23 protein-coding genes and 2 pseudogenes are annotated in these 26,334 nt (G+C 69.8%); 15 read left to right on the top strand and 10 right to left on the bottom strand.

Annotated features, from left to right (window positions below; translation table 11 throughout):
- Positions 1–351 precede the first annotated feature (351 nt).
- Positions 352–1,818 (bottom strand): pentapeptide repeat-containing protein, encoded by a 1,467-nt coding sequence (locus tag AC6JA9_RS33820; protein ID WP_497958386.1) that lies wholly within the window; start codon positions 1,816–1,818, stop codon positions 352–354.
- Positions 1,819–1,862: 44 nt separating this feature from the next.
- Here AC6JA9_RS33820 and AC6JA9_RS33815 point away from each other — a divergent pair, with 44 nt between their 5' ends.
- Complete coding sequence (locus tag AC6JA9_RS33815; protein ID WP_074950880.1) at positions 1,863–2,819, top strand: RluA family pseudouridine synthase; 957 nt, start codon at positions 1,863–1,865, stop codon at positions 2,817–2,819.
- A 33-nt stretch (positions 2,820–2,852) separates the two neighbouring features.
- Positions 2,853–5,423, top strand: a complete 2,571-nt coding sequence (locus tag AC6JA9_RS33810) for a penicillin-binding protein 1A (RefSeq protein WP_223781675.1) — start codon at positions 2,853–2,855, stop codon at positions 5,421–5,423.
- Positions 5,424–5,494: 71 nt separating this feature from the next.
- On the opposite strand, the gene pyrF is transcribed toward AC6JA9_RS33810, so the two are convergent.
- Together pyrF and AC6JA9_RS33800 are read right to left on the bottom strand one after the other, a co-directional pair.
- Positions 5,495–6,355, bottom strand: a complete 861-nt coding sequence (pyrF, locus tag AC6JA9_RS33805; protein ID WP_497958385.1) for an orotidine-5'-phosphate decarboxylase — start codon at positions 6,353–6,355, stop codon at positions 5,495–5,497.
- Positions 6,356–6,361: 6 nt separating this feature from the next.
- On the bottom strand, positions 6,362–7,123 hold the full coding sequence (locus AC6JA9_RS33800; protein ID WP_497958384.1) for an SDR family NAD(P)-dependent oxidoreductase: 762 nt from the start codon (positions 7,121–7,123) through the stop codon (positions 6,362–6,364).
- A 256-nt stretch (positions 7,124–7,379) separates the two neighbouring features.
- Between AC6JA9_RS33800 and AC6JA9_RS33795 the strand changes: the two genes are divergently transcribed.
- A complete protein-coding gene (locus AC6JA9_RS33795) occupies positions 7,380–7,769 on the top strand; it encodes a response regulator (protein WP_223748506.1) in 390 nt (129 codons plus the stop codon).
- Between the two features lie 88 nt (positions 7,770–7,857).
- On the opposite strand, the gene AC6JA9_RS33790 is transcribed toward AC6JA9_RS33795, so the two are convergent.
- Complete coding sequence (locus AC6JA9_RS33790) at positions 7,858–8,154, bottom strand: hypothetical protein (RefSeq protein ID WP_223748507.1); 297 nt, start codon at positions 8,152–8,154, stop codon at positions 7,858–7,860.
- A 118-nt stretch (positions 8,155–8,272) separates the two neighbouring features.
- On the opposite strand from AC6JA9_RS33790, the gene AC6JA9_RS33785 reads away from it, so the two are divergent.
- Entirely contained in the window at positions 8,273–9,610 is a 1,338-nt protein-coding gene (locus AC6JA9_RS33785; protein WP_223781677.1) for a threonine/serine exporter family protein, read from the top strand.
- Here AC6JA9_RS33785 and AC6JA9_RS33780 read toward each other — a convergent pair.
- The gene (locus AC6JA9_RS33780; protein ID WP_497958383.1) at positions 9,607–10,635 is read right to left on the bottom strand and encodes a histone deacetylase family protein; all 1,029 of its coding nucleotides are present in this window, start codon (positions 10,633–10,635) and stop codon (positions 9,607–9,609) included. The two genes, AC6JA9_RS33785 and AC6JA9_RS33780, sit on opposite strands and share 4 nt — an antisense overlap.
- 122 nt (positions 10,636–10,757) lie before the next feature.
- Between AC6JA9_RS33780 and AC6JA9_RS33775 the strand changes: the two genes are divergently transcribed.
- The 8 genes and pseudogenes from AC6JA9_RS33775 to AC6JA9_RS33740 all read left to right on the top strand — a co-directional run bounded on the left by AC6JA9_RS33775 (position 10,758) and on the right by AC6JA9_RS33740 (position 18,263).
- Positions 10,758–12,812: a methyl-accepting chemotaxis protein gene (locus tag AC6JA9_RS33775; protein ID WP_141327323.1), complete on the top strand. Its 2,055-nt coding sequence runs from the start codon at positions 10,758–10,760 to the stop codon at positions 12,810–12,812.
- A 40-nt stretch (positions 12,813–12,852) separates the two neighbouring features.
- Entirely contained in the window at positions 12,853–14,136 is a 1,284-nt protein-coding gene (locus AC6JA9_RS33770; protein ID WP_223748511.1) for an MFS transporter, read from the top strand.
- A 132-nt stretch (positions 14,137–14,268) separates the two neighbouring features.
- Positions 14,269–14,814 (top strand): Sec-independent protein translocase protein TatB, encoded by a 546-nt coding sequence (gene tatB / locus AC6JA9_RS33765; RefSeq protein WP_223748512.1) that lies wholly within the window; start codon positions 14,269–14,271, stop codon positions 14,812–14,814.
- A gap of 39 nt (positions 14,815–14,853) precedes the next feature.
- Positions 14,854–16,059: a twin-arginine translocase subunit TatC gene (gene tatC / locus AC6JA9_RS33760; protein ID WP_223748513.1), complete on the top strand. Its 1,206-nt coding sequence runs from the start codon at positions 14,854–14,856 to the stop codon at positions 16,057–16,059.
- Positions 16,060–16,075: 16 nt separating this feature from the next.
- Entirely contained in the window at positions 16,076–17,167 is a 1,092-nt protein-coding gene (locus AC6JA9_RS33755; RefSeq protein ID WP_223748514.1) for a potassium channel family protein, read from the top strand.
- 82 nt (positions 17,168–17,249) lie between these two features.
- Positions 17,250–17,528, top strand: a pseudogene (locus AC6JA9_RS33750) (AHH domain-containing protein); the annotation flags it as partial.
- Positions 17,480–17,692: pseudogene (locus AC6JA9_RS33745) on the top strand (AHH domain-containing protein); the annotation flags it as partial. The pseudogenes AC6JA9_RS33750 and AC6JA9_RS33745, both read left to right, overlap by 49 nt.
- 1 nt (position 17,693) lies before the next feature.
- The gene (locus AC6JA9_RS33740; protein ID WP_497958382.1) at positions 17,694–18,263 is read left to right on the top strand and encodes an imm11 family protein; all 570 of its coding nucleotides are present in this window, start codon (positions 17,694–17,696) and stop codon (positions 18,261–18,263) included.
- Here AC6JA9_RS33740 and AC6JA9_RS33735 read toward each other — a convergent pair.
- A complete protein-coding gene (locus AC6JA9_RS33735; protein WP_497958381.1) occupies positions 18,205–19,542 on the bottom strand; it encodes an alpha/beta fold hydrolase in 1,338 nt (445 codons plus the stop codon). The genes AC6JA9_RS33740 and AC6JA9_RS33735 overlap by 59 nt on opposite strands.
- Positions 19,543–19,946: 404 nt before the next feature.
- Positions 19,947–20,582, bottom strand: coding sequence for a glutathione S-transferase family protein (locus AC6JA9_RS33730; protein WP_267699732.1), 636 nt, complete (start codon positions 20,580–20,582; stop codon positions 19,947–19,949).
- Positions 20,583–20,723: 141 nt separating this feature from the next.
- On the opposite strand from AC6JA9_RS33730, the gene AC6JA9_RS33725 reads away from it, so the two are divergent.
- Positions 20,724–21,608 (top strand): bifunctional transcriptional activator/DNA repair enzyme AdaA, encoded by an 885-nt coding sequence (locus AC6JA9_RS33725; RefSeq protein ID WP_483578588.1) that lies wholly within the window; start codon positions 20,724–20,726, stop codon positions 21,606–21,608.
- A gap of 6 nt (positions 21,609–21,614) precedes the next feature.
- On the opposite strand, the gene AC6JA9_RS33720 is transcribed toward AC6JA9_RS33725, so the two are convergent.
- Positions 21,615–23,195: a hypothetical protein gene (locus AC6JA9_RS33720; protein WP_497958380.1), complete on the bottom strand. Its 1,581-nt coding sequence runs from the start codon at positions 23,193–23,195 to the stop codon at positions 21,615–21,617.
- Between the two features lie 6 nt (positions 23,196–23,201).
- Positions 23,202–23,576 carry a hypothetical protein gene (locus AC6JA9_RS33715; RefSeq protein WP_223748519.1) on the bottom strand — a complete coding sequence of 125 codons (375 nt, stop codon included), beginning with the start codon at positions 23,574–23,576 and terminating at the stop codon, positions 23,202–23,204.
- Positions 23,577–23,753: 177 nt separating this feature from the next.
- Here AC6JA9_RS33715 and AC6JA9_RS33710 point away from each other — a divergent pair, with 177 nt between their 5' ends.
- Together AC6JA9_RS33710 and AC6JA9_RS33705 are read left to right on the top strand one after the other, a co-directional pair.
- On the top strand, positions 23,754–24,569 hold the full coding sequence (locus AC6JA9_RS33710; RefSeq protein ID WP_483578587.1) for a helix-turn-helix domain-containing protein: 816 nt from the start codon (positions 23,754–23,756) through the stop codon (positions 24,567–24,569).
- Positions 24,570–24,810: 241 nt separating this feature from the next.
- On the top strand, positions 24,811–25,566 hold the full coding sequence (locus AC6JA9_RS33705) for a dienelactone hydrolase family protein (RefSeq protein WP_473570405.1): 756 nt from the start codon (positions 24,811–24,813) through the stop codon (positions 25,564–25,566).
- 13 nt (positions 25,567–25,579) lie between these two features.
- On the opposite strand, the gene AC6JA9_RS33700 is transcribed toward AC6JA9_RS33705, so the two are convergent.
- Positions 25,580–26,326 (bottom strand): SDR family oxidoreductase, encoded by a 747-nt coding sequence (locus tag AC6JA9_RS33700; RefSeq protein ID WP_483578585.1) that lies wholly within the window; start codon positions 26,324–26,326, stop codon positions 25,580–25,582.
- Positions 26,327–26,334 lie beyond the last annotated feature (8 nt).

The raw sequence follows: 26,334 nt of genomic DNA, 5'->3' as shown, positions 1-26,334 counted from the left end.
AATGGAACCCAGGACCCAATCGCGATGAGCCACCATCGCACGGGGAACATCGGGTCCTCCCTGTGCGGAGCCTTGTAGGGCCCGTCGACGTAGATGCGCTCGAAGGGCACCATCGACATCGCGTAGGGCACGGCTGCGAACAGGACGACGGCGAGCAGCAACTGCGCCATCAGTCCCCACTTGGACCATCCATCCAGCGGCACCGCCGACACCCGAGCGTCGTCGACCATCCCCCGAGCGTGTGCGAGCCGCGCGCGCACCGTCAACCGTGCGCCACAAACACCGCGGGGCCGCCAGGTCCCGAAAAGGGAACCCCAGCGGCCCCGAGGGCTCACACCGTGCAACGCGCCGTCACTCCTCCGGCGATTGGACGATGAGCTTCTCCTTGCCACACACGTCACAGCGCAGGTGGATGAACAGGTCCCCGTCGCTCTCCTCGGGCACCTCGCCCTCGGGCACGCCGAGCTCCGCCTTCGCCAGCGCCGCCACCTTGGTCGGGATGTCCTCCGCCCTCAGCGACTGCACGTACGTCATCTCCCGGTTGTCGCACTCGCGCGTCTCCGGGCCGTTCAGCCACGACGGCTCCATCCCCTCCGGCAGCCGGCTCACCAGCTCCAGGTTGGTCACCGACTCGGCCAGGTACGCCAGCCGGCGCAGCCGCGCCTCCTCGGGCAGCGCCGAGAAGACCTGGAAGCCCTCGAACAGCGCGTCACGGTCCTCGCCCGTCGCCTCACGCGCCAGCTGCATCGAGAACTCGCTCGACTCCAGCGCCTCGTCCCAGTTGTTCTCCGGGTTGAAGCCCGCCTCCAGGAGCGCCGTGTACAGCTGCGTCGCCGCCAGCCGCTGCCGCGCCACCGGCAGGTGCTCCACCACCTCGTGCGTCAGCCGCAGCTCCAGGAGCGCGCCTGTCGTCCGCGGGTCGATGGAGCCCGTCAGGTCATCCACCTCCACCTCCTCGCGCAGCGCCTTCTTCAGCACCTGCGCCGCGGAGAAGCGGAACAGCGGCACCACGCCCACCTCGCGCAGGTACATGGCGCCCACCGCCGCGTCCTTCGCGCCCAGGTGCAGCGCCTTCTGCGCCTTCTCCACCACCGAGCTGTCCGCCAGCGGCTTCTTGTTCTCCAGCCGCGTCTTCACCGCCTCGCGGTAGAGCGTCTCCAGTGAGCTGCCCGGCGGCATCCGCTGCGGCACCAGCGGCCTCAGCCCCGGCACGTCCAACACCCACAACGGCGGCATCGCCAGGCGCTTCAGGCCCCGGAAGAACAACGAGCCGGGCGGGTCCTGCGGCTTGAACGGCGGCAGCTCCTCCTGCGCGGGCTCACCCTGCAGCAGCGCCGAGGCCTGCACCCCGAGCGCCTTCTCCCGCTGTTCGCGGGTGAACGCCGTGATTCCCTGGGCCGGCGGAGGCGGCGGAGGCGGGGCCTCCTCACCGTCCAGACCGACGACGCGGTCCATGTCCACGTCGTCCATCTCCAGGTCATCCAGACCCTTGGCGCCCGTGAAGTCGCAGCGCAAGAGCTTCAGCTTCTCGAAGGTCGCGCCCTCGAGGTTCGCACCCCGGAAGTCACAGTCCTGCAGCCGTCCGCCGTGGAAATAGGCGTTCGACAGGTCCGAGTCCCGGAAGTTGATTTTGGACAGATCGCACCGCTCCCACTCGGAGCCCACGAGCCCGAGGCCCGACAGGTCCGCGTTCGCGGAGAAAAGTTGCGTGAAGGTGGCGCCAGTGTGCTCGGTCGGGACCTGACCGCCCTTGCGCAGTCGGTTCCACTCGGCCGACCCGTTCTGGAGGAGCTTCTCGATACTGGGGGCTTTCGGCATGGACCGGGGATTATTCGTATGGTCTGGTCCGCGCGCCAGCACAAATGATCGAGTACCGAATCGAGACCGACACCGCCGGGATGCGCCTGGACAAGCACCTGCGCAAGCGCCTTCCCACCGTTCCCGTCAGCCACCTGTTCAAGATGATTCGCACCAAGAAGGTGCGGGTGAACGGGAAGCGCGCCCAGCCCGAGCAGTTGCTCGCCGAAGGAGACGTGCTCACCATCCGGGGCGACGAGCAGACGCTCAAGGGGGAGGACCGTCCGAAAGTGGACCGTCCGCCCCCGCCGGTGGACCCCAGCCGGCTGGTGATTCTCAGAGAGGACGATTGGCTGATGGCGGTGGACAAGCCCAGCGGGATGGCCGTCCATACCGGCTCCGGAATCACCGGGGGCACGCTGGTGGACTACGTGCGCGCCTACCTGGGGCCCAAGGCCGTCCGCAACGACTTCACCGCGTCCCCCGCCCACCGGCTGGACCGGGAGACCTCCGGCGTCATCCTCGTCGCCAAGCGGCGCCCGGCGATGGTGCACTTCACGGAGGTCTTCACCCACGGGCTCTCCAAGAAGCGCTACCTCACCCTGGTGAAGGGGAAGATGCCCAAGGAGTCCGGCGTCATCGACCTGCCCCTGTCGGAGCACCAGCAGACGGCCGAGTCCAAGGCCCGCCGCGGGGTGAACATGCAGGAGGCCCTCACCCGGTGGAAGGTCGTCAAGCAGTCTGGCGAGGTGGCGCTCCTGTCCTGCGCCATCGAGACCGGGCGCACCCATCAGATAAGAAGGCACCTGGCGGCCATCGGACACCCGGTGGTCGGCGACAAGAAATACGGTGACTTCGCCTTCAACCGCGACGTGCAGGCGCGCTGGGGGCTCAAGCGGTTGTTCCTGCACGCCGAGCGCATCGAATTCCCCCACCCGGAGGGCGGTGGCAAGGTGGCCGTGGAGGCCCCCCTCCCACCCGAGCTCCGAGACGTGCTCAAGCGGGCCGCACTGCTGCCCTGAGGCATTGGAAGCCCGCGAGGTTTCGAAACACGTATGTCCGACTCCAAGACGACTGACCGCAGCCGCTCGAAGCTGGTGCTGAAGGGGGTCCCCCCGGGCCGCTGGTGGAAGGTGCTGCTGAAGCTGGGTGGGTGGCTGGCGCTGACGGGCGCGACGGCGGGCGCGGTGGGCCTGGTCGCCATCTACTACGTGTACGCGGACGGGCTGCCCGCCATCCCCAAGGTGGACGAGTACTGGCCGCCCATCGTCACGGAGGTCTACACCGACGACGCGGTGCTGGCCGGCGAGTTCTACAACGAGCGGCGCAAGGTGGTGCCCTACGAGCGCATCCCGAAGCGCCTGGTCCAGGCCTTCATCGCCAGCGAGGACTCCAGCTTCTTCGACCACTTCGGCGTGGACGTGCTGGGCACCTCGCGCGCGGCGTTCAAGACCATCGGCTCCAAGCTGGGCCTGCGCTCCGGCGGCATCCAGGGTGGCTCCACCCTGACGCAGCAGACCGCGAAGGCGGTGCTCATCTCCGCCGAGGGCTACAAGTCCGCCACGGCCAAGACGCTCACCCGCAAGATTCGCGAGGCCATCCTCGCGCTCCGGCTGGAGCAGTCGCTGACCAAGGAGGAGATCCTCTACCTCTACCTGAACAACGTCTTCCTCGGGCACCACAGCTACGGCGTGCAGAGCGCGGCGGAGAACTACTACCGCAAGGACGTGCGGGATTTGACGCTCGGGGAGATGACGCTCATCGCGGGCCTGCCCCAGGCGCCCAGCCGCTACTCGCCGTTCCTGCGTCCGGAGGCGGCCAGGAAGCGCCGCGCCTACGTGCTGCGCCGCATGCTGAACGAGGGGATGATCTCCCAGGCCGAGCACGACACGGCCAACGCGGAGGCGGTCAAGGTGTTCCCCGTGGAGGACGTCTTCCACGAGTTCGCCCCGTACTTCGTCGAGCAGGTCCGCAAGGACGTGGTGGACCGCTACGGCAACCCGGTGCTCCTCAAGGAGGGCCTGAAGATCTTCACCACCATGGACAGCGAGCGTCAGCGCGCCGCCCAGGACGCGGTGATGGAGGGCCTGTTGTCCGTGGACAAGCGCCAGGGCTGGCGCGGGCCGGTGAAGCAGCTGACGGCCGACGAGCTCAAGGTCTTCCTCGACAAGTCGCGCAAGGCCATGGGCCAGGACGAGCTCGTGGAGGGGCGGCTGTACGTGGCGGCCGTCACGAAGATTGATGACGACGGCAAGGGCGCGGACATCCAGGTGGGGCCGCACACGGCGCGGCTGCCGCTCCTGGGCATGCGCTGGGCGCGCAAGGTGAACCCGGAGGGCTACTACCCGGCGATGATGATTTCGTCGGTGAAGAAGGCCATCGCGGTGGGCGACCTCGTGGTGGTGCGCCACGTGACGAAGAAGGACCTCACCGACGACAAGGAGCAGTGGGACAAGAAGCTGGCCGAGGACATCCCCGCCGAGGGCGTGAAGCTCTTCCGGCTGGAGCAGACGCCCGAGGCCCAGAGCGCGCTCGTGTCCGTGGACCCCCACCGCCAGTACCTCACGGCGATGGTGGGCGGCTACGACTTCGACGACAACGAGTTCAACCGCGCCTTCCAGGCGTGCCGTCAGCCGGGCTCCTCGTTCAAGCCGTTCGTGTACTCGGCGGCGCTCGAGCAGCTCAACTGGACGGAGGCCACCGTCATCGTCGACTCGCCCATCGTCGAGCACGACCCGGACAACAAGGTGTCCTGGAAGCCGGCCAACTACAGCGAGGAGTTCGTGGGGGACGTGCTCTTGCGCACGGCGCTGGTGAACTCGATGAACATCCCCGCGGTGAAGACCTTCGGCGCGGTGGGCGTGAAGAACATGGCGGCGTGGAGCACGAAGCTCGGCATCACCACGCCCATGAACATGGACTTCTCCGCGGCGCTCGGCTCGTCGTGCGTGTATCCGGTGGACCTGGCCAACGCGTACGCGACGTTCAACCGCTACGGCCGCAAGAAGCCCACGTACTTCGTGCGCAAGGTGGAGGACCGCTGGGGCCGCACGCTGGAGGACCACACCGCGTTCGACGACGCGTGGGCGCCCCTGCAGGACCGCGTGGCCGCCGGCTACGCGCGCTTGTTCGAGCCCGGTGAGCAGGTGATGAGCCCGGAGGTGGGCTTCATCCTCACGCACCTCCTGCGCGGCGTGGTGCTCCAGGGCACCGGTGGCCCGGCGACGCGGCTGGGCAAGCCCGCGGCCGGCAAGACGGGCACGACGAACGACTCGTTCGACGCGTGGTTCGCGGCGTACACCCGCGACCTCGTGACGGTGGCGTGGGTGGGCTACGACCTGAACCCGCATCCGCTCGGCCGCTACGAGACGGGTGGCCGCGCGGCGCTGCCCATCTGGCTCAACTACATGAAGCGCGCGCTGGAGGGCCGGCCGCAGTCGGAGTTCTACCCGTGGCAGTCCATGGACCTGGTCCGGCTGCACATCGACAAGAAGACGGGGAAGATCGCTCCGGCGGGCTCGAAGAACTCCGAGCTGATGTTCTTCAAGAAGGGCACCGAGCCGAAGGACGCCGTGCCCGACAAGAACACCGTCGACGTGGACCAGTTCATGATGGGCGCGCAGTAGCGCCCGTCCCCGCCGCGCGAGTCTTTGGGCCCCGTGCGCCTCCTCCGGGAGGACGCGGGGCCCGAGTCGTTTCAGGCGCCCTGGCGGAAGCGGCGCGCGGGCTCCACGTGGCGGAGAATCGCGGCGCGCAGCGCACCGACCTCCGGCCCCGCCTCGAGCACCGAGCGCGTGGCGGTGGGGATGACCTGCGCCTCGCGACCCGCGAACAGCCGCTTCAGGTCGTCGAAGCCCGCGCCCTGCGCGCCGATGCCCGGCGTCAACAGGAGCGCGCCGCCCAGCCGCTCGATGACGCCCCGGTCCGAGTCCGGCAGCGTGGCGCCCATCACCGCGCCCGCGGGCAGCACGCCCGGGCCCGCCTTCTCGTTCAGCTCGCGCAGGCCGTCCGCCAGCGCCTCGGCCACCGTGCGTCCATCCTCGCCCTTCGACTTCTGGAGCGAGGTGCCCTCCGGGTTCGACGAGCGCACGACGAGGAACGCGCAGGCGCCGGACGCCCGCGCCCGCTCAATCGTCTTCACCAGCGCGCCCAGCCCCAGGTACGCGGTGAACGTCGCCGCGTCCGCCTGGTAGGCGCTGTCCGGGCCGAACACCGACTCGGCATACGCATCCATCGTGGAGCCGATGTCGCCGCGCTTCACGTCCAGCAGCGCGAGCGAGCCCGCGGCCTGGAAGCGCTTCATCAGCTTCTGGAGCACCTGGAGGCCCGCGGGGCCGTGGCGCTCGAAGAAGGCGCTCTGCGGCTTCACCACCGCGACGCTGTCACCGGCGGCCTCCGCGATGCGCTCGCAGAAGTCGGACAGCCCCTGCGCGGTGTCGGGCAGTCCCCAGCGGTTGAGCAGGTCCCGCGACGGGTCGACCCCGAGGCAGAACGGCGAGCGCTCGTCGGCGAGCCGGGCGAAGCGCTGGGCGAAGGACGGAGGAGTCGTCGAGGACATGGGACCTCAGCGCAGCCGGCGGGCGGCCGCGTCGAAGAGGGGGTTGGGCAGCACCTTCGCCAGCCTGGACGGGATGGCCAGCTGCCACGGGAAGGAGACCTCCGTCTCACCGCGGAGGATGGCCGAGCCCATCAGCTCCACGGCCGCGTCCGTCTCCATCAGGAAGGGCATGGGGAAGTGGTTGGCGGCGGTCATCTCGCTCTTCACGAAGCCCGGGAAGATGCAGGTGACGCACACGCCGGTGCCCGCCAGGTCCACGCGCAGGCTCTCCATGAACGTGGCGAGGAACGCCTTCGACGCCGAGTAGGCCGCGTGTCCCGCCAGCCCCCGGTGCGCCGCGAGGCTGGAGATGCCCACCACGTGACCGCGCCGGCGCTCCACCATGCTCGGCAACACCGCTGTCAGCGTGGCGACCGCACCGGTGACGTTGGTGTCGATGATGGAGCGGACCTTGTCCCACTCCAGCCGCTTGCCGTGCGTGACGCCGCCGACGCCCGCGTTGGCGATGACCAGGTCCAGCCCGCCGCACTCCGAGTCGAGCTCGCGCAGCTTCTCCATGAGCAGCTCCGCGCGCGAGACGTCCAGCTCCACGGGCTCCACCGTGGCGCCCGCGGCCTGGGCCTCGGCGGCCAGGGCCTGCAACTGGGGGACGCGCCGGCCCGCCGCGAAGACGCGCAGGCCCCGCCGGGCCAGCCAGAGCGCCAGTCCGCGTCCCAATCCGCTCGAGGCGCCCGTCACCAGCGCCGTCCGGTAGCTCATCTCCGCCATGGTGTCTCCTCGTGAGGTGGCCGCGAGGGTGCTTCTCGCATGGTTGAAGAGGAAGGGGGGACACAAATCCAAGTCGCCCGGCGGAACCGCCAGAAGTCCACGGACGCTGGAGCGCCGCCTCGCCCGGCTGGTGGGAATGTCGGGCGCGAGGTGTCATCGCGCCAACGCGCGGCGGCCTTTGGGGGAGGCCCGGGCGTGGGGGTGATGACGTGTGCGCCGAGCGTCCTCACCTTGAGTCAGGAGGAGGGGCTCGACCATGCTCAACTGCGTGCTGGCGGTCGATGACGACCCGGACATCCTGATGGCCTTCAAGGACGTGCTCGAGCTGGAGGGGCACCGCGTGCTGCTGGCCCGAGGAGGCCGCGAGGCGCTGGAGCTGCTCGGGCGAGGCGAGCGACCGGACGTGATCCTGTTGGACCTGATGATGCCTGACGGCAACGGCTGGGAGTTCCGGGACCGGCAGCTCGCCGATGCCTCGCTCGCCTCCATCCCCGTGGTGGTCATCTCCGGCCAGGGCGTGAGCGCGCGCGAGGTGATTGCGCTCGGCGTGGACGACTACCTGCGCAAGCCCGTGGACGTGGAGCGCCTGCTGGGGGCCGTGTCCCGCTTCGCGGCCTCTGCCGAAGGGGACTCGCCGCACGCATGAGGAACCGGGCCCGCGCCAGGTCGAGCGCGCGGGCCCTTCTCGTCACTTCCTCAGTGCAGGCCGGACGGGGCCTGCTCCAGCTTCTCCATCACCTGGTCCACGGAGAAGCTCGACGGGCGCTGGCGCGGGGGAACTCGCGGAACGTCGAGAGGAAGCGGGCCACGGCCTGCTGCGCGGGCACGAAGTAGAACGCGTGGTCGATGAGCCAGGCCTGGTAGCCGACGGCGTCCTCGGAGCGCACCAGCGGGTCGGCGCGCAGGTCGAACGCGAGCGGGGCCCGGCGGACGGTGAAGGGCTCGCCCCAGGCGTCGATGCCCTTGGACTCAGGCCGTCGCGAGTCCTCCGCCTGCCCGAGGGCGTCGCGGCGAGCGAGCCGTCGAGTCACCCTGGAGGGCGGGGTGTGCGTCCAGCGCGAGGGCGCTCACCTCGAGTGACAGGTGTCGGAGTCCTCGCACGCGTGCGCTCCGCGACGATGGTTCGATGCCAGGGGAGGCTCTGCCCGCATGACTGACGCTCGAACCGACGACATGCCCTCGAGCGAGGACGCCACGGTGGCGGTGCTCCTGGACCTCGCGCGGGCGCTGCACCTGTCGTACGTGCCGGCCTTCGGCGTGGAGCAGCGCGTGCGTCGCGCGGCGAGGGCGTGGGGGCTGGAGGTGGAGGTCTTCACGCTGCAGACGCTCGCGGTGACGGAGGTGCGCTCCGGCGCGGCCCGCCGTGTCGACATCCAGCGGCTGCCCTTCAATCCCCACTGGAACCTGCGCCGGGCCGCCGGGCTCCTGCTCCTGTCGGAGTCGATTGCCCGCGGGCGGCTCGACGTGCCGGGCGCGCGCGCCGAACTGGACCGCATCATGACGCCGCATCCCGCCCACCCCGAGTGGCTCGTGCTGCTCGCCTATGGCGTGTACGGCGGCGCCGTGGCCGTGCGCGTGGGAGGCGGCCTCTGGGAGCTGGTGGCGGGGCTCGTCGTGGGCGTGCTCGCGGGAGCCATCCACTTCGGCACGCTGCGCTCCATGCGCGTGGACCTGCAGAAGAGCTTCCTCGGCGCGTTCCTCGGCACGCTGCTCGCGTTCGGGCTGACGTTCGTCCTGCCGTCGTTCGACGCGGCGCGGGCGCTCTTCGGGGGCATCACGCTGCTGGTGCCCGCGATGGTGGTGACGCTGGGCTCGGCGGAGCTGGTGGGAGAGTCCGTGGAGGCGGGACTGTCACGGCTCACCTATGGCCTGTTGCGCTTCTTGATGCTGGCGGTGGGAATCATGGCCGCGGCCACGCTGTGGCGCTTCTTCGGGCCGCTGCCACTCCAGCTCCGCGCGCAGTCACTGCCACACACGGCGGTGCTGCCCATCATCGCGGTGGGCGGCCTGGCCCTCACGGTGTGCATGTCCGCGCGCCGTCGCGACACGCCGTGGATTGTGGGCGCGGTGCTGCTCGCGTGGGGCATCCAGGAGCTCACCAAGGGCGTGCTGGGAGACCGGGGCAGCCCACTCGTCTCCGCGTTCATCCTGGGCATCGCGGGTCAGCTCTACGGACGGATGCCCGAGCGGCTCTCATCCACGCTCATCATGCCCGGCCTGTTGCAGCTCGCGCCCGGGTTCATCGGGACGCGGGCCATCCTCGCGCTGCTCGGCGTGCCGGGGCAGGGGGACGACGCGCGCGTGTTCGACATCCTCCTGGTCGCGCTGCAGCTGGTGCTGGGCCTGATGTTCGCCTTCATGCTCGGCCTGTCCCACGACGCCCGCGCTTCGGCGGAGGAGCGGGGTGAGCGTCCGGCGCGGACGAAGCCGCCGGAGCCCTCGGGGCCGCGAGGCGGAGGACTCCGGAGACCCGCCGAGGCGAACTAGGACAGCGCGCTCCAGTACGGCTTGAGCGCCTGTCGGCTCTCACGCAGCGCCTCCCGCGCGTCGGTGTGCGTGTCGCCGGTGGGGAAGCTGTCGGAGCGGCCCGCGAGCACCTCGACGCAGGCGTGCACGGACTGCGACAGCCCCTCCAGCGAGTAGCCGCCCTCGAGCAGCAGCACGAGCCTGCCATCGCAGACCCGCTCGGCGAGCGAGCGCAGCGAGGAGCACATGGCGGCGAAGCCCCGCTCGGTGACCTCCATGCCGCCAATCGGGTCGTGCTGATGCGGGTCGAACCCGGCGGACACCACCACCAGTTGGGGACGGAAGGCCTCGGCCACGGGGAGCAGCAGCTCCTCGAAGAGCATCCCGTAGTCCGCGTCCGAGTTGCCGCCCGGCAGGCCCACGTTGACGGTGTAGCCCTCGCCCGCGCCCTGGCCTACCTCGGGGGAAGCGCCGGTGCCCGGGTAGTAGGGGAACTGGTGCACCGACTGGTACATCACGTCACGCCGGCCCCAGAAGGCCGCCTGGGTGCCGTTGCCGTGGTGCACGTCCCAGTCGAGCACCAGCACCCGCTCGGCGCCCAGCCGCCGCCCGGCCTCCGCGGCGATGGCCGCGTTGTTGAAGAGGCAGAAGCCCATGGCGCGGTCCGGCTCCGCGTGGTGCCCCGGCGGACGCACCAGCGCGAAGGCGTTGCGCGCCTGGCCCGCCATCACCGCCTCCACGGACTGCACCGCCGCGCCCGCCGCCAGCCTCGCCGCGTCCACGCTGTCCGGGGACACGACGGTGTCCGCGTCGATGCGCGCGGTGTGTCCGTTGAGCTGGCGCAGGCGCTCGAGCAGGGCGGGGGTGTGCACCGCCAACAGCTCCTCGTTCGTCGCCGAGCGCGGCGAGCCCATCACCGTGCCCCGCACGGGGGTGCTCGCGAGCACCCCGAGGATGCGCTGCAGGCGCGCGGGGGACTCGGGGTGGCCCTCTCCCGGGTCGTGCTTGAGGAAGAGGGGGTCGGTCAGCAGCAGGGTGGGCTTCATCAGGGTAGGACCTTACGCATCCAGGCGCGGGGATGTCAGGCTCCCGCCGGGCGGAGGGGCGGCCGAGGGGCCTGACCCCGGTTCTTGCCCTGCCGGTGTTTCCATTCCTACAGTGGCCCGCCTTGGCTCCGCGCTTCAAGAAACCCGGCCTGCGCAGCATCCTGCTCGGCTCCTTCGCCGTGGTGCTCGCCCTCATCCTCGGGACGCTCTACTTCGTCGTCCCGTCCCGGGTGGAGGACTTCCTGGAGACGCGCCTGACGAAGCACGGCGACGACAAGGCGCTCCAGGCGTCGCGTGACCTGGCCAACCTCTCCCTCACCATCCTGCCGCCCCTCCTGGAGACGCTCCACGGCGGCGACGACGACTTCGCGCTCATCGCCCTCATCACCCCGGATGGCCGCGTGCAGGCCGTGCATCCCCCCAGCGCGGAGGGGTGGCTGCTCAACAACCTGCGCGAGCAGCCGTCGAAGGACCCCGCCACGCTGGACGGCGCCGTCTTCGAGAACGGCAACAAGGCCAGCGTCCGTCCGGTGTCCCTGCACGAGGGCCCGGCCCACGTGCTGGTGGCGGTGAACTTCAGTTCGCTGGAGGAGGTCGTCACCTCGCTGCGGCACGTGGTGCTGCTGGCGTTCGGCATCGGCCTGGCGCTCTTCCTGGTGGTGGCCTTCTTCATCTCGCGCGCGTTCATCCTGGTGCCGCTGGACGCGATGATGACCATGGCGCGGAGGCTCGCGGAGGCGGACCTGACGGGCCGCGTGGACGTGGGCTCGCGCGACGAGCTGGGCCTGCTCGCCGAGGCGCTCAACCGCATCGCCCAGAGCTGGCGCGACACGCTGGGCCGGGTGCGCGGTGTGTCGGACGTGGTGGCCGGCGTCATCGAGCAGATCCACCGCACCGGCACCACCGTGTCCTCCGGCGCCAGCACCGTCCAGGCCCGCGTGGAGGAGACGTCCTCCTCCATGGTGGAGATGATGGCGTCCTTGCGCGGCATCGCGGAGAACGTGGAGGTCCTCTACCAGAGCGCCGAGGAGAGCAGCTCCTCCATCATGGAGATGGCCGCCACCAACGACGAGGTGGCGGAGAACGTCACCGCCATGGCCGCCAGCGTGGAGGAGACCACCAGCGCGATTGAAGAGATGACCTTCTCCATCAAGGAGGTCGCCAAGAACATCCAGGAGCTGTCCGCCTCCACGGAGGAGACGTCCTCGGCCATCAGCCAGATGGACGCGGCCATCGGTCAGGTGGAGGCCAACGCCAAGGAGACCGCGCGCCTGTCCGAGCAGGTCTTCGACGACGCGCAGACGGGCGTGGAGGCGCTGCGCAAGACGCTCACCGGCATCGACCGCATCAAGGGCTCCAGCCGCGCCGCCGCGGACGTCATCGACAGCCTGGGCCGGCGCATCTCCGAGATTGGCAACATCCTCAACGTCATCGACGACGTGGCCGAGCAGACCAACCTGCTCGCCCTCAACGCGGCCATCATCGCCGCGCAGGCCGGCGACCACGGCAAGGGCTTCGCGGTGGTGGCGGAGGAGATCAAGGACCTGGCCGAGCGCACCGGCGCGTCCACCAAGGAGATCGCCGAGCTCATCCGCAGCATCCAGGAGGAGAGCCGCAACGCCGTGGTGGTGATGAACCAGGGCGCGCGCAACGTGGAGGAGGGCGTGCAGCTGGGCCGCGAGGCGGAAGGGGCGCTGCGGAAGATCAACGACAGCACCCAGAAGTCCACGCAGATGGTGAAGGCCATCGCCCGTGCCACCGTGGAGCAGGCCCGCGGCAGCAAGCAGGTCACGGCCTCCATCCACCGCATCAGCGAGACGGTGCAGCAGATTTCGAAGGCCTCCAACGAGCAGGCCAAGGGCGGCGAGCAGATCATGAAGAGCGCGGAGAAGATGAAGGCGCTCACCGCCCACGTGCAGCGCAGCAGCCAGGAGCAGGCGCACGGCAGCAAGCAGATCACCCGCTCCATCGAGAGCATCAACGAGATGGTGACCCACCTGAACCGCGCCCAGAAGGAGCAGACCAAGGGCAGCGAGCAGGTTCTCAAGGCGGTGGAGACCATCAAGGGCGTCTCCGAGCACCAGACACGCTCCGTCAAGCAGCTGGAGGAGGCCATCGACAACCTCCAGCGGCAGGCGGAGATCCTCCGGGGCGAGGTGCGCCGTTTCCGTGTCTAGCCGTGCGCGCGGCCCGCGAATGGCTTAAGGACAGGAGGACATGCCGACAGAGCGACAGGTGTCCGAGCGCTGGGTGGTCTTCCTGATTGGCGCGGTCCAGTTCGTCAACATCCTGGACTTCGTGATGGTGATGCCGCTGGGGCCCGACTTCGCCAAGGGCCTGGGCATCGCCTCGTCGCACATCGGCACCATCGGCGGCGCGTACACGGCGGCGGCCAGCGTCGCGGGGCTGTTGGGCGGCTACTTCCTGGACCGGTATGACCGGCGCCGGGCGCTGGCGGTGTCCATGCTGGGGCTGGTGGTGGCCACGGCGGCGGGAGGGCTGGCCACGGGGCTGTCCACGCTGATGCTCGCCCGGGTGGCCGCGGGCATCTTCGGCGGGCCCGCCACGTCGCTGTCCTTGTCCATCATCGCGGACCTGATTCCGGTGGAGCGGCGCGGACGCGCGCTGGGCGCGGTGATGGGCGCGTTCTCCGTGGCCTCCGTCGCGGGCGTGCCCATGGCGCTGAAGCTGGCGGAGCACGGCGGCTGGCGCCTGCCGTTCTTCGTCGTCGCGGCGCTGGGCCTGCTCGTGGTGGTGGGCGCCATCTTCTTCCTGCCGCCGATGCGCGGACACCTGACGGGTGCCACCGGACGGGCCCCGAGCGTGGGCGTGCTGGAGCTGCTCGGCCGCCGCGAGGTGCAGCTGTCCTACCTCATGACGGCGGTGGTGATGATGGCGGGCTTCGTGCTCATCCCCAACATCTCCGCCTACCTCCAGCAGAACCTGGGCTACCCGCGTGACCTGCTCTGGTTCCCGTACTTCGTGGGCGGCATCGTCAGCTTCGTCACGCTGCGGCTGGCGGGGCCGCTGGTGGACCGCTACGGCGCCTTCAGGCTGGGGACGGCGGGCTCGGTGCTGCTGCTGGTGGCGACCTACGTGGGCTTCGTGGACTACCCGCGCTGGCTGCCGATTCCGCTGCTCTTCGTGCTCTTCATGACGGCCATGGGCGTGCGCAACGTGTCCTACAACACGCTGACCTCGCGCGTGCCGGACAACCCGGTGCGCGCGCGCTTCATGTCGCTCCAGTCCGCCATCCAGCACATGGCCTCCGCGGTGGGGGCCTTCCTCAGCGCGCAGCTCCTGACGGACCTGCCGGACGGCACCCTGGGCGGCATGACGCGCGTGGCCTGGGTGTGCATGGGCCTGACGGTGGCGCTGCCGCCGATGTTGTGGGTGGTGGAGCGGCAGGTGCGCTCCCGGGAGCAGGCGCGCGCCCTGGCGGTGCCTGCTTCCCAGGGGCTGGCCGTCCCCCTGTCTCCCCAGGCGCACCCACACCAGTAGTCTCAGGCCCTTGGAAAGGGCCCGGCCGTCCCCCGGCCACGGTGTCGGGCGGACGTCCGGAAGCGTCGAGCGGTTGCGCCAGGGGGCCTGGGGCGCGATAAACCGGGCTGCTTCGGGGAGAGCCGTCAGGACATGTTCAACATCGGCGCAGGCGAAATGGTGCTCATCGCGGTGGCCGCGCTGCTCATCCTCGGGCCGCAGCGGTTGCCCGAGCTGGCGCGTGCCATCGGCAAGTTCATGCGGGAGTTCCGTCGCCAGACGGACGAGGTCCGCAACGTGGTGGAGCGCGAGTTCTACACGATGGACCAGGACCTGAATCGCGAGCCTCCGCCTCCGGTGCGTCCCACGCCCGTCTTCCCGCCCTCGCCCGCGCCCCAGGCGCTGCCGCCCGAGGGGCTGCACCAGGCCGCCGCGCCCGGGGAGCCCGGCGCCGAGCCGCCCTCCGTGGAGGCGCCTCGCGCCCGCGCCCCGCTGGGGCTGGACGGTGACGAGCACCCCATGGTCCCCGAGCCCGTCGCAGAAGCGCAGCCGGGCCTCCAGCCGCCCGAGCCGCAGCCCGCCGAGCCGGCTTCTTCTTCCTCCCCGTCCGCCGCCGCCGAGAGCGTGGGCGCGGATGGCCTGCCTCGACTCGCGCCGCTGCCTGGAACGGTGGCGCGCAACGCGCCGAAACGGAGCTGACCCCTGAGTCCCCAGCCTCTCGCCGACTCCGAGCTGCGGATGAGCTTGATGGAGCACCTGTCGGAGCTCCGCTCGCGGCTGCTCAAGTGCACCCTGGCCGTGCTCGGGCTGGGCCTGGTGTCGCTGCTGTTCGCCAAGCCCATCTTCGGCGTGCTGATGCGGCCCGTGCTGGACGCGCTGCCGGAGGGCAACCGCGCCCTCATCTACACGTCCGGCATCGAGGAGCTGAACGTCCTCATGAAGGTGGGCGTGTACTGCGGCGTGTTCCTCACCACGCCCGTCATCCTCTGGCAGATCTGGGGCTTCGTCTCGCCGGGGCTCTTCCCGGAGGAGCGCAAGTACGCGGCGCCGTTCGTCCTGTTCGGCTCGCTCGCGTTCATCCTGGGCGCGTGCTTCTGCTACTTCGCGGTGCTGCCCTCCATGTTCAAGTTCCTCCTCAACGAGGAGGAGACGCTCGCGCTGGAGCAGCGGCTGGACACGGCGCGGCTGCGCGCGGATGACGCCCTGCGCTTCCTGCGCGTGGGCGACGCGGAGCGGGCGGGGGTGCTCGCGAAGGAGACCAGCGCGTCGCTGCGCGCGGAAGGCGAGGGGCAGCTGACCGAGCCCGCGCGCTCGCCGTCGCAGGCGGTGGAGCTGAAGTCGCGGCTGGATGGCCTGGGCAAGCTGTTGGACGCGGCGGCGGACGGCTACGGTGTCCAGTCGCGCGCGGTGTTGCGGCAGGCGGTGGAGAAGAAGGTCGCGGCGGTGACGGCCTACGGCAAGCAGGACTACGTGGCGGCGTCGGTGGCCATGGACGAGGCGGCGAGCCTCTTGGCGGGCGTGGCTCCCACGCGCAGCGAGGAGCTGTCGGGGCTGTGGAAGCTGGAGAAGGAGCTGTCGGCGGGCGAGGCGCGGCACGAGGCGGAGCGGTGGACGCGGCCCATGCTGACGATGCACGAGCAGTTGTCGCTGGTGCTGCTGCTCATCCTGGCCTTCGGCATCATCTTCGAGCTGCCGCTGGTGATGGCGCTGTTGGGCATCGTGGGCGTGGTGCAGTCGCGCTGGCTGTTCAAGTACCAGCGGCACGCGTTCGTCTTCTGCCTCATCGCCGCGGCCATCATCACGCCCACCGGTGACGTGGTGAACCTGTCGCTGATGGCTGGCCCCATGCTGATGTGCTACGAGCTGGGCGTCTTCCTGGTGTGGCTGGTGGAGCGGCGCCGGGCGCGCAACGCGGCGGAGACGGGCATCACCCCGGTGTCCTGAGGAGGGGCGGCAGGCCATGTTCGGCTCCCGAAGACACCTGAGAGCCAACCTGCGCTACCTGCGCGCGTTGCTGCGCCGCTTCCGCACCACGCTGGTGCTGGCGGCGGGGCTGTTCGTGCTGGGGCCGCTCTTGTTCCACTGGCGCTACATCGGCCCGGACGGGGTGCCCATCTCCTTCGGAGAGGCGCTGCACCACGTCTACTTCCTGCTCTACGGGCAGCCGTCGCTGCCGTACGTGCATGACTGGGCCATCGAGGCGCTCAACGTGGTGATTCCGCCGGCGGGCATCGCCCTGGTGGCGGACGGCGTGGTGCGCTTCGCCTACCTCTACTTCGCCCGACACAAGAACGACAAGGAGTGGATCGAAGTGGTCACCGAGACGATGAAGGGCCACGTCGTGGTGTGCGGGGCGGGGCGGGTGGGCTACCGCGTGGTGACGCAGTTGAAGGAGATGGACAAGGACGTGGTGGTCGTGGAGAAGCGCGAGGACGCGGCCTTCGTCTCCGCGCTGCGGGATGAGAACGTGCCGTTGCTCATCGACGACACGCGCAGCCCGCTGTGCCTGCCACGCACCAACGTGAAGCACGCCTCCGCGATTGTGTGCGCCACGGACGACGACCTGGCGAACCTCAACATCGCGCTGGATGCGCGGAAGTTGAACCCGAACATCCGCGTGGTCATCCGCCTGTTCGACGAGGACTTGAGCGGCAAGGTGCGCGACACGTTCAAGGCGGAGGCCCTGTCCAGTTCGTCGCTCGCCGCGCCCGCCATGGCGCTGGCGGCGATGGACCCGCGCATCATCCACTCGTTCCATCTGGGAAAGCACCTGATGGTGGTGTCGCTCTTCGAGGCGCGCGAGGGCCTGCCGGGGCTGAACATCTCCGCCATTCGAGATCGCTTCGGTGGGCTGGCGTTGTCGCTCCTGCGCGACGGCCACGAGCAGCTCCACCCGGTGGGGGACGAGGTCATGCGCGCAGGGGATGTGCTGACGGTGCAGGCGTCGTATCCGGAGTACTGCCGCCTGCGCGCCTTCACCAACGAGGCGGACCCGCCCATCTTCGCGCACCAGGACCAGATTGGGCCGGTGTGGCCGCGCAAGGCGGGCTGACGTCCCCGCTCCAGGCCTCGGACAACCCTGTGTGAGACTGCCCGCGTTCGTGCTTTACGGGCGGTATTCCCGGGGGGATTCCATGAGGTGGGTTGGCATCGTCGCGTTGCTGTTCTTCTCGGGGGCGTGCGCGACGACGCGCGTCGTCCGCGTGGACGTGGGTGGTGGCAGGACGGTGGCTCACGAGTCCGTGGACATCGAGCCGGTCGAGGTGAGCGAGGAGGAGTTCAAATCAGCCCTCACCCGGCTCATCCTCGAGATGCGAATGGATGTCGCCTTCCGCGAAGCCGATGCGGTGGACCAGCAGGGGTGGTCTCGCTCCAGGACGTTGCTCGCGTCCTCGAAGGGCCTCACCCCGAGCGCTATCACACCGAGGTGGTCCAGCGTCTTGAACGCTCTGTTGCACTCTGTCGGACGACGGAGCGCTGCCGGGTCAGTTTGATGAAGGAGCTTGCGAGGATTGCCAACGAGCTGTTGACCCCGGGCTCCGACTTACGGAGCTTCATCGTGAAGGTGGAGGGGTGAGATGGAGCGTCATTTCTACTGGGTGCGGTTGGGGAATGTGCCGCAATGGCTTCTCGAGACGCCGACGCGCGACTCGGGCGAGGCTTTTGATGAACCCTGGATGTTCGTGGACGGGCGAGCCCTTTCGGACGTGGGTTCCCTCAAGGCTCGGGTTTCGCACCCGGGTGCCGGGCGGGCCTTCGTCTTCTCTACGATTGAGGAAACGCCCATCGTCAGCGAAGCCGTTGCAAGCGTCTTCAGGACGCTGAGCCCAGATGACGTCCAGCTCTTCCCGGTCTCAATCGAGGGCGTGCCTGAACGGTACTTCGTGGTCAGTGCAAGCAGGGTGGTCGATGCCATCGATGAGGCGAGGTGCCGGGAGGTGCACCCTCATGACGAGGACGACGCCTCTGCTGAATACGCGGACGAATACCAGTGGATCTACGGCCTGCGCATCAACCCCGCGAAGACCGGAGGCGCGCAGGTCTTCCGGCTCAGGAAGTTCAAGGTAGCGTTCATCGTCTCGGAGCAAATCAAGGCAGCCCTCGAGCAGGTCGGGAACCTGGGGGTGTCGTTCGAGTCGGTGACGTGAGGGCCGAGGGGATTTGAGCGTCCTGTCCTGTAAGGCCCGAGGGCAGGGCGAGTGCCCTCGTGAGCAGCGCAGCCAGTGGCGCCCACTCGATGAGGAAGCCATCGTGGCCGTGCGGGCTGGACAGCTCCGCGTGCTCGGCGTGGACGCCCTGGGCACGCAGTCGCTGGGCCAGCGCCTCCATGTGCTGGGGGAAGAAGAGCAGGTCCTGGTCGATGCCCACGCACAGGGCGCTCGCGCGGATGCGCTCCAGTCCTCCGTGCGGTGCGCGCGAAAGGTCGTGGTGGTCCATGGCCCCCAACTGCGCCAGGTACGCGCGCCCGTCGAAGCGCGCCTCCAGCTTGCGGCCCTGGTGCTCCAGGTAGCTCTGTACCGGATGCAGCGCGCGCGAGGACCACGTCGCGGGACGCGGCTGGTTCGTGTCCAACCCCGGCTCCGCGCGATACGTGAGCATGGCGAGCTGTCGCGCCAGCTCCAGGCCCCGGTGTGATGACTCGGGGAACCCCGGGTCCAGCAGCAGCGCCTGTCGGGCCACGTGGTTGAGCCCCACCACCCAAGCGGAGGCGGACTCCGCGGCGGCGATGGGCGCCATGCGCGCGAAGCGCTCGGGCGCGAGCGCGGCGAGGCAGAGCACAATCATCCCGCCCAGTGAGCCACCGGTGACGAGTTCCACCTCCTGGATGCCCAATGCGTCGAGCGTGAGGAGGATGCTTCGCGCCTGGTCCCACGGCGTGAGCGTCGCGGGCAGGTGTTGCTCGTCCTGTCGCAGGTCGCCCTTGGACAGCACGGGCGCGGGGCCGAAGCGCGAGTCGTCGGTGCGTCGGGGGAACCCCTCATCCGCGGGACCGGTGGTGCCGTAGCACGAGCCCAGGTTGTTGAAGCACAGCAGCCGCATGCGCGTCGGGTCCAGCACGCGGCCCGCGCCGATGAGCGGCTCCCACCAACCGCCCTCGCCACCCGCGCGCATGTCGCCCGTGAGCGCGTGCACCAGGAGCACGGTGGGGACGCGCGTCGAGGCCCGCGCTCCGCCGTGATGACGGGCACGCTCGGCGGCGTGGAGCAGCTCCTCTCGCGTGCGGCGCACGAGGCGCGGCGTGGTGGCCTGGGACTCCTCCTCCGAGAGGAGGTGCGCACGGGAGTGGAGCCAGGACAGGTCGTCCTCCGGGCCCCACCACCAACCACGCACCAGGTGCGGGGTGATGCGGGCGCCGGCTTCCAACGTCAGCTCTGGCGCGGTGACTTCGAAGAGGCGCGGCGAGGTCGCGCGAGTGAGGGGAGCCAAGGGACGTCTCCGGACAGACGGGGGGCTGCGCGGGCGCGAGCGTGCGCCCGTGAGGGAAGTGGAAGTGGGGTGTGAAGTGAACGGACGGCGGGGCTGGCTTCGCTGCGCTCCTGCGGGTGATGCGAGGGCGCTACGGGAGGGCCAGGAACGACGAAGCCCACCGACCCTCGCGGGTGGGTGGGCTCGGTGGCTCGCCAGGGTCGGACGCGACGTCAGCCGACACAGGCGGGCGCGAGCCCACCGGTCATCGACATTCGACGCATGGCGAAGAAGGACGTCATGGCCCTCACGGATAAACGCTCACCCCTCGCGAGTCAAGTCGACCCACGGACGAGTGCCCCATGTGGCACACCTCCGACATGGGATTCCGCGACGACGCGTGATTCTCCGTGCGGGCTCGCGCGTCACGGCGCGGTGACCATCGCGTTCGCCGGATACGGGGCGAGCGCACCGATGTGCCCGGGCTGGGCCTTCACCCGCGCGAGCCACCGGGACACCGCGGGGAAGTCCTCCAGGGACAGGCCCACGTCGGGCGCGAGATGCGCATAGGCATACAGCCCGATGTCGGCGACGGTGGGACGCCCGCCGACGAGGAAGTCCTCATGTTGGAGATGCCGCTCCAACGTGGCGAGCGCGGCCCGGCCGGCCTCGACGCGCACGCGGAGGACCTCGGGAGGGTGCAGGCGAGCGCGCCCGGTGAGCACCCAGAAGCGCGCGGTGCCGATGTTGGGCTCGACGCAGTTCTGTTCGAAGAAGAGCCACTGGTGGACCTGGGCGCGCTCGAAGGCGTCGCGAGGCAGCAGCGGCGTGTCCTCGGCGAGGAACAGGAGGATGGCGTTGGACTCGGCGAGGAATCGTCCGGGCTCCGGCTCCAGCACGGGGATGCGTCCGGCGGGGTTCTTGTGGCGAAGGAAGTCGGGCGTGTGGCTCTCGCCCGCGAAGATGTCCACGGGGACGAGCTCATAGGGCCGGCCGAGCCAGGACAACACGTGGCGCAGCTTGTAACCATTGGCGGAGGCCGCGCAGTCGTAGAGGCGCATGAGGACACTGTAAGCGCCCGCCAGCGGGCGGACGACCCGGTCCTTGCTGTGAGCCGGAGGGGATGGCCGCAAGAACCGGGTTGAAGGGCGCGAGCCCTGGGGCCATACCCAGGGATGGACACACCTATTGGGAGCCGGGACATGGCCAACAGCGACTACGCCCGAATCGAGCAGGCGATTCTCTACCTCGATGCGCACGCACGCGAGCAGCCCTCCCTGGATGACGTCGCCGCGCACGTGGGCCTGAGCCCCTTCCACTTCCAGCGCCTGTTCACCCGCTGGGCGGGAATCAGCCCCAAGCGCTTCCTCCAGGTGCACACGCTCAGCTCGGCGCGCCGGCTGCTGGCCGAGCGGCGCAGCGTGCTCGACACGTCCTTCGCCGTGGGGCTGTCCGGGGGCGGGCGGCTGCACGAGCTGTTCGTGACGTTGACGGCGATGACGCCCGGGGAGTTCAAGCTCGCGGGGGACGGCCTGACGATTCACCATGGCGTGCACGCGTCGCCCTTCGGTGACTGCCTCATCGCCGTCTGCGAGCGCGGCATCTGCGGACTGCACTTCCTGACGGGCGAGTCGGAGGTCGAGGCGCTGGAGTCCCTGCGCGAGCAGTGGCCGAAGGCGAGCTTCATCGAATCCACGAAGCTGACGGCGCCGTGGGCCGGACGCATCTTCCCCCAGACGCCGCCGCGCGAGCGCGCGCCGCTGTCGGTGCTGGTAAAGGGGACGCCGTTCCAGGTGCAGGTGTGGCAGGCGCTGCTGCGCGTGGCGCCGGGCGACGTGGCGACGTACGAGGACCTGGCGAAGGCCATCGGCAGGCCCAAGGCGGTGCGCGCCGTGGGCTCCGCGGTGGGCGACAACTCGGTGGCGTTGCTGATTCCCTGCCACCGCGTGCTGCGCAAGACGGGCGTCATCGGCGACTACCGTTGGGGCAGCTCACGCAAGCAGGTGATGCTCGCGTGGGAGACGCTGCGCCGCGAGGCCGACAACGAGGACGGGGACGGCGAGGCCCTCCAGTCCGGACTGGCGTGACGCGGCTCAGCCCAGCGCCGCGAGCGCCGACACCTTGGCGATGATTTCCGGGGCGGCCTGCACCAGGGTGGCGATCAGCAGCAGCCAACCGATGACCCCCGAGACGGCCCGACTGACCAGCCGGATGACGAGTGACAGCACGGCCCCCGCGAGCCCGATGGCCGCCGACACCCGCTCCAGGCGCCCGAGCAGCTGCCGCGCGTCCGCCACCGATGCCTGCGCGTCGATGAACAGCACCGTGTCGCAGTCCATGTTGAGCCGGCAGCCCATGTCCAGCCGGGGCGCGGGAGGCAGCAGCTGTCCGCTCAGGAAGATGCCCACGCCATCCGCGAACGCGGTGGCCGCGCGGCCAATCGCGCCCAGCACGTCGTTGGCGACCTGGAAGAGGGAGCGGAACACGTTGCGCGCCAGCGTCTTGAAGAACTCCCCGACGGACCGGAAGATGCTCACCACCGTCTCACCGAGCCGCTGCACCTGGCGCTTGAGCCACTTGAAGGTGCGCTTGATGCCGTCCCAGAGGAAGAAGTCCGAGTTGTCGACCTCGCTCGTCCAGTAGTCCTGGAGCTCGGCCTGGTTGTTCTCGACGAACTTCACGAGGTCGTCGGAGGACACGTCCTCCTCGCGCTGCTGGCGCACGAAGTCCTCGAAGAGCGCGGGCGTCACCTGCGTGGTGTGCAGCAGCACCAGCGCCTCGAACGTGGGCCGCGCCGGGCTGTTCCTCCAGTACTGGTCCAGCGCCTTGCGCAGCTTCGACGCGATGACGGGCTCGCGGATGTCTCCCAGCGGGTAGCCGTTCAGCCACAGCTCGTTGCGCGCGAGCCGCAGGAGGAAGCGCCGCGACGCGGTGGGCAGCTTCTTCTCTTCCAGCTCCCGCTCGGGGAGGAAGCTGCGCAGCTCGGGCGTGCCCTGGGCCACCTTCTCCAGCAGCTCATCGTGAGACATCAGCAGCCGCAGCGTCTCCCGCTCGGTGATGCTCGAGGACGCGGTCAGGCCCAGCTCGAACATCACGGCCCGGAAGCGCGCCAGCTGGATGCGCAGGTTGTTCGCGTCGCTCGGGTCGACCTTGACGTTGTCGCGCAGGCCCAGCGTCGTCAGCCGCAGCTGCGCGGCGCGCAGGAGCACGGGCTTCGCCACGCCATGGGCGGGGTACCACCGGTCGATGTCGAGCGGGTCCTCCAGCGTGACGAGCTCCTGGAGCGCATCCCACGTGGCCTGCTCGATGGTGGCGCCGCTGGGCGCGAGCCCGATGTCCACGCGGAACGGGTTGAGGCCCTTGAGCAGCGCCGCGTCCATCTTGTCGCTGGTGGGGGCCCCCACGTCGTAGCCCAGGTGACTCAGGCGCAGGCGGACGGCGCGGACCACCAGCTTGTAGCGCTCGTAGTTGGCGCCCTGCGACGAGGGCGTCAGCTCCGACAGAGGCACCAGCCCCGCGTGCTGCTCCAGGACCTGGAGGTTCTCCTCCAGGTTCATGGCGGTCTCCAACGGGTCGAGCCCACGGCCCTTCAGCGGCACGCCTCGCGCCGCGGGGAGCCGTGTCGGCGCGTCGAACAGCGCCGCGATGCGGACCGACTCGGGAGAGGACGGCATCGTCGCTCAGCCCTTCTTGACGATGTCCTTGAGCAGGTCGCCGAAGAAGTCCACGACGGACTTGCGCGCGGCGATGCTGGTCTCCACCGACTTGCGATGCAGGTCGAGCAGCTCCTGCAGCCGGGGGATGTCCTGCTCATCGGTCTGGAAGAGCTTCATGTCGCCATCGAACTTCACCTGCGTCGCGGCGACGAGCTTGATGGTGGCCTGGGTCGTCGCGCTGCCCACGGAGCTCGTCGTCAGGTTGTCCCAGTCGATGGTGGGCTTGCCGCCGGTGGTGTTGATGATGTGCTTCACCTGACCGGTGTAGGTGATGACCTCCAACGTGACGAGGTCGTCGACCGCCGTGTTGAGCTTCTCGATGGCTTGCTTGAGTCCCATGTGGTGTTCCCCCTCGAAAGGCTCGCGGAGTCACGCGAAGCCCGGAAGCCAGGGAGTCTAGCGTGGGCTCGAATGCCGGCGTCAATGTCGGCGGTGCGTAGGGTGGAGCCCACACGGGTCGACGACGACCTTCGAGACGCGTCTGCCATTGTGTAGGGTCGTCCCGGGATTCTTCACATGGCCTTCCTCGCCCTGGCTCCGCACACCGCGCTCGCGCCGCTGGTCCTCGGTTATTGGTTCATCGAGGACCTGGAGGGTTCGTACGAGGGCAAGCCCATCCGCACCACCCCCACCGCGGCGGCGGTGCTGACGCTCAACTTCGGCCGACCGTGTGGGAGTGAGTTCTCGGCCGGAGCGCCGCGCGCCTCGTTGCTGGGCGTCCAGAGTCGTCCGCGCAGCTGGAGCTCCGGGGAGGGGTGCTCCTTCGTCATGGTGATGTTGCGGCCGCCGGGATTGGCGCGGCTGTTTCCCTCGACGGGGTTGGAGAGCCGTGACGACCTCATCGAGCTGGGCGGGCTGCTGGGGGACGGGCCCGCGCGAAGGCTCTGTGACGACCTCGCGGCGGCGGGGACTCCCAGGCGGGTCGCGGACCGGCTGGATGCGTGGCTGCTCCAGCGGATGCGGATGGGCGGTGAACTGGAGCGGCTCGAAAGGGCCTGGGCGACGTTGGCGAGGAGCTCTCGCGTGAGCACGACGGCGCGAGGAATGGGGGTGTCGACGCGACAGCTGGAGAGGTGGTTCCGGGCGCACGTGGGTTGTACGCCCAAGCAACTGCTCGGGCTCGACCGCGTCCAGGCGAGCCTCCATGCGACGCAGACGGGGCAGGGTGACCCGCTGCACGGGTTCAGCGACCAGGCCCACCAGATTCGCCAGTGGCGTCGTTACCTCGGCGTGACGCCGGGACGGTACGAGCGGAGGAAGTGGTCCATCCTCGCCGAGTACTTCGCCCAGGCGCGAGACGCCGCGCCCGACGGACTCGCGCACTTCTTCTGAAGGGCGGGCTTGCGTGCCTGCGCCGTGAAGAAGGTCGACCCCATGCGTCGCCGGCGGGCACGGCGCCGCATCAGCGCGCCTCCCCGCGACGGCAGGGCCGCGGTGAGGGATGGAGGCGAATCATCGCGACAAGGGCGCCGCTCGCGTGAGCGGAGGGCCCACGGGCATGTCGCATTCGTTCAAGACCCGCGCCGCGCCCGGCTCCAGATTGTCGCTACGCAGGCAGCGAGGAGACACGGTGATGTCGGGACGGCAGGAGGCAGTCATCCACGGAGAGCCCGTGGAGTATCGCGAGGGAGAGACCCTCTGTGAGGGATACGTGGCCTGGGACCGTCGGGAGGACCGCCGACGTCCCTGCGTGCTCCTGGCGCATGCCTGGGATGGACTCAACGCGCCCATCCGCGCGAAGGCGGAGGAGTTCGCCGCGTTGGGCTACCTGTGCTTCGCGGTGGATGTGTATGGCAAGGGCGTGCGAGGCGGCGTCACGGACGACAACTCGCGCCTGATGGGGCCCTTCATGGAGGACCGAGCGATGCTGCGTCGCCGGATGGTCGCTGGCTTCGAGGCCGCGCTGCGCCATCCACGGGTCGACCCGGAGCGCATCGTCGTCATCGGATACTGCTTCGGTGGCCTCTGCGCGTTGGACCTCGCGCGCAGCGCCGTGCCGGGCCTGAAGGCCGCCGTGAGCTTCCACGGAGTCCTCGTGCCGCCGAGGCTCGGGCCTCAGCCCCCCATCACGGCCAAGGTCCTCATCCTGCACGGCTGGGAGGACCCGACCAGCTCGAAGGAGGACGTGCTCGCGGTGGCGCGCGAGCTGACGGAGGCGGGCGCGGACTGGCAGTTCCACGCGCACGGCCACGCGATGCACGCCTTCACCTATCCAGGGCTCCACAACCCCGAGGCCGGGCTCCAGTACCACCCCGACGCGGCCCGGCGGACCTGGGCCGCGATGCGCGCGTTCCTCGACGAGGTCTTCGTAGGCGCCGAGCCCCGGTGAGCCCCTCGCGGGCTCAGGACATCTTCGCGACGAGCTTGAGCGGCAGGTTGCGCAGGAAGAAGCCGACGACGCCCCACGGCCAGCCGGGGACGTAGGCGCTCACCGGCTCCTTCTCGATGGCCTTCACCAGCGCGCGCGAGCCCCGCTCCGAGTCCACCGCGAAGGGCAGGCTCTTCGCCCCCGCGTTCAGCTCCGTGTGGATGTAGCCGGGGTAAATCGTGGAGACCTTGATGCCCGTGCCGAGCAGCTCCGCGCGGATGCCCTCCGTCAGCGTGGCCAGCCCCGCCTTCGTCGCCGCGTACACGGTGAGGTGACGGGGCAGCCCTCGCATGGCGCTCATCGAGGAGATGGTGACCAGGTGTCCGTGGCCCTGCTTGCGGAGGATTCCCACGGCCGCCTCGCACTGGGCCACGGCGGCCACGAAGTTCGTCTGGGCCGTCTTCGCGTTGGTGGCGAAGTGGCCGGTGCCGATGCGCTTGCCCACGCCGATGCCCGCGTTGATGATGACGCGGTCCAGCCCGCCGAGGTCCTGGGCGAACGCCTCGAAGACCTCGAACACCCGCTCGTGCTCGTTCACATCCAGCGCGCGCACGGAGACCTGGATGCCGGGGTGCTTCGAGAGCAGCTCCGCGCGCAGCGCCTCCAGCCGGTCCGTCCGTCGAGCGCACAGCGCGAGGTTGCGTCCCCGCGCCGCGAACTCGCGGGCCATGCCCTCACCCAGTCCGGAGCTCGCGCCCGTAATCAGGATGTTCCTTCGCATGGCCCGAA

This window comes from Myxococcus sp. MH1, assembly GCF_059738865.1.
Note: the sequence above shows the minus strand (reverse complement) of the source record. Positions and strands in the feature narration are given on the sequence as shown.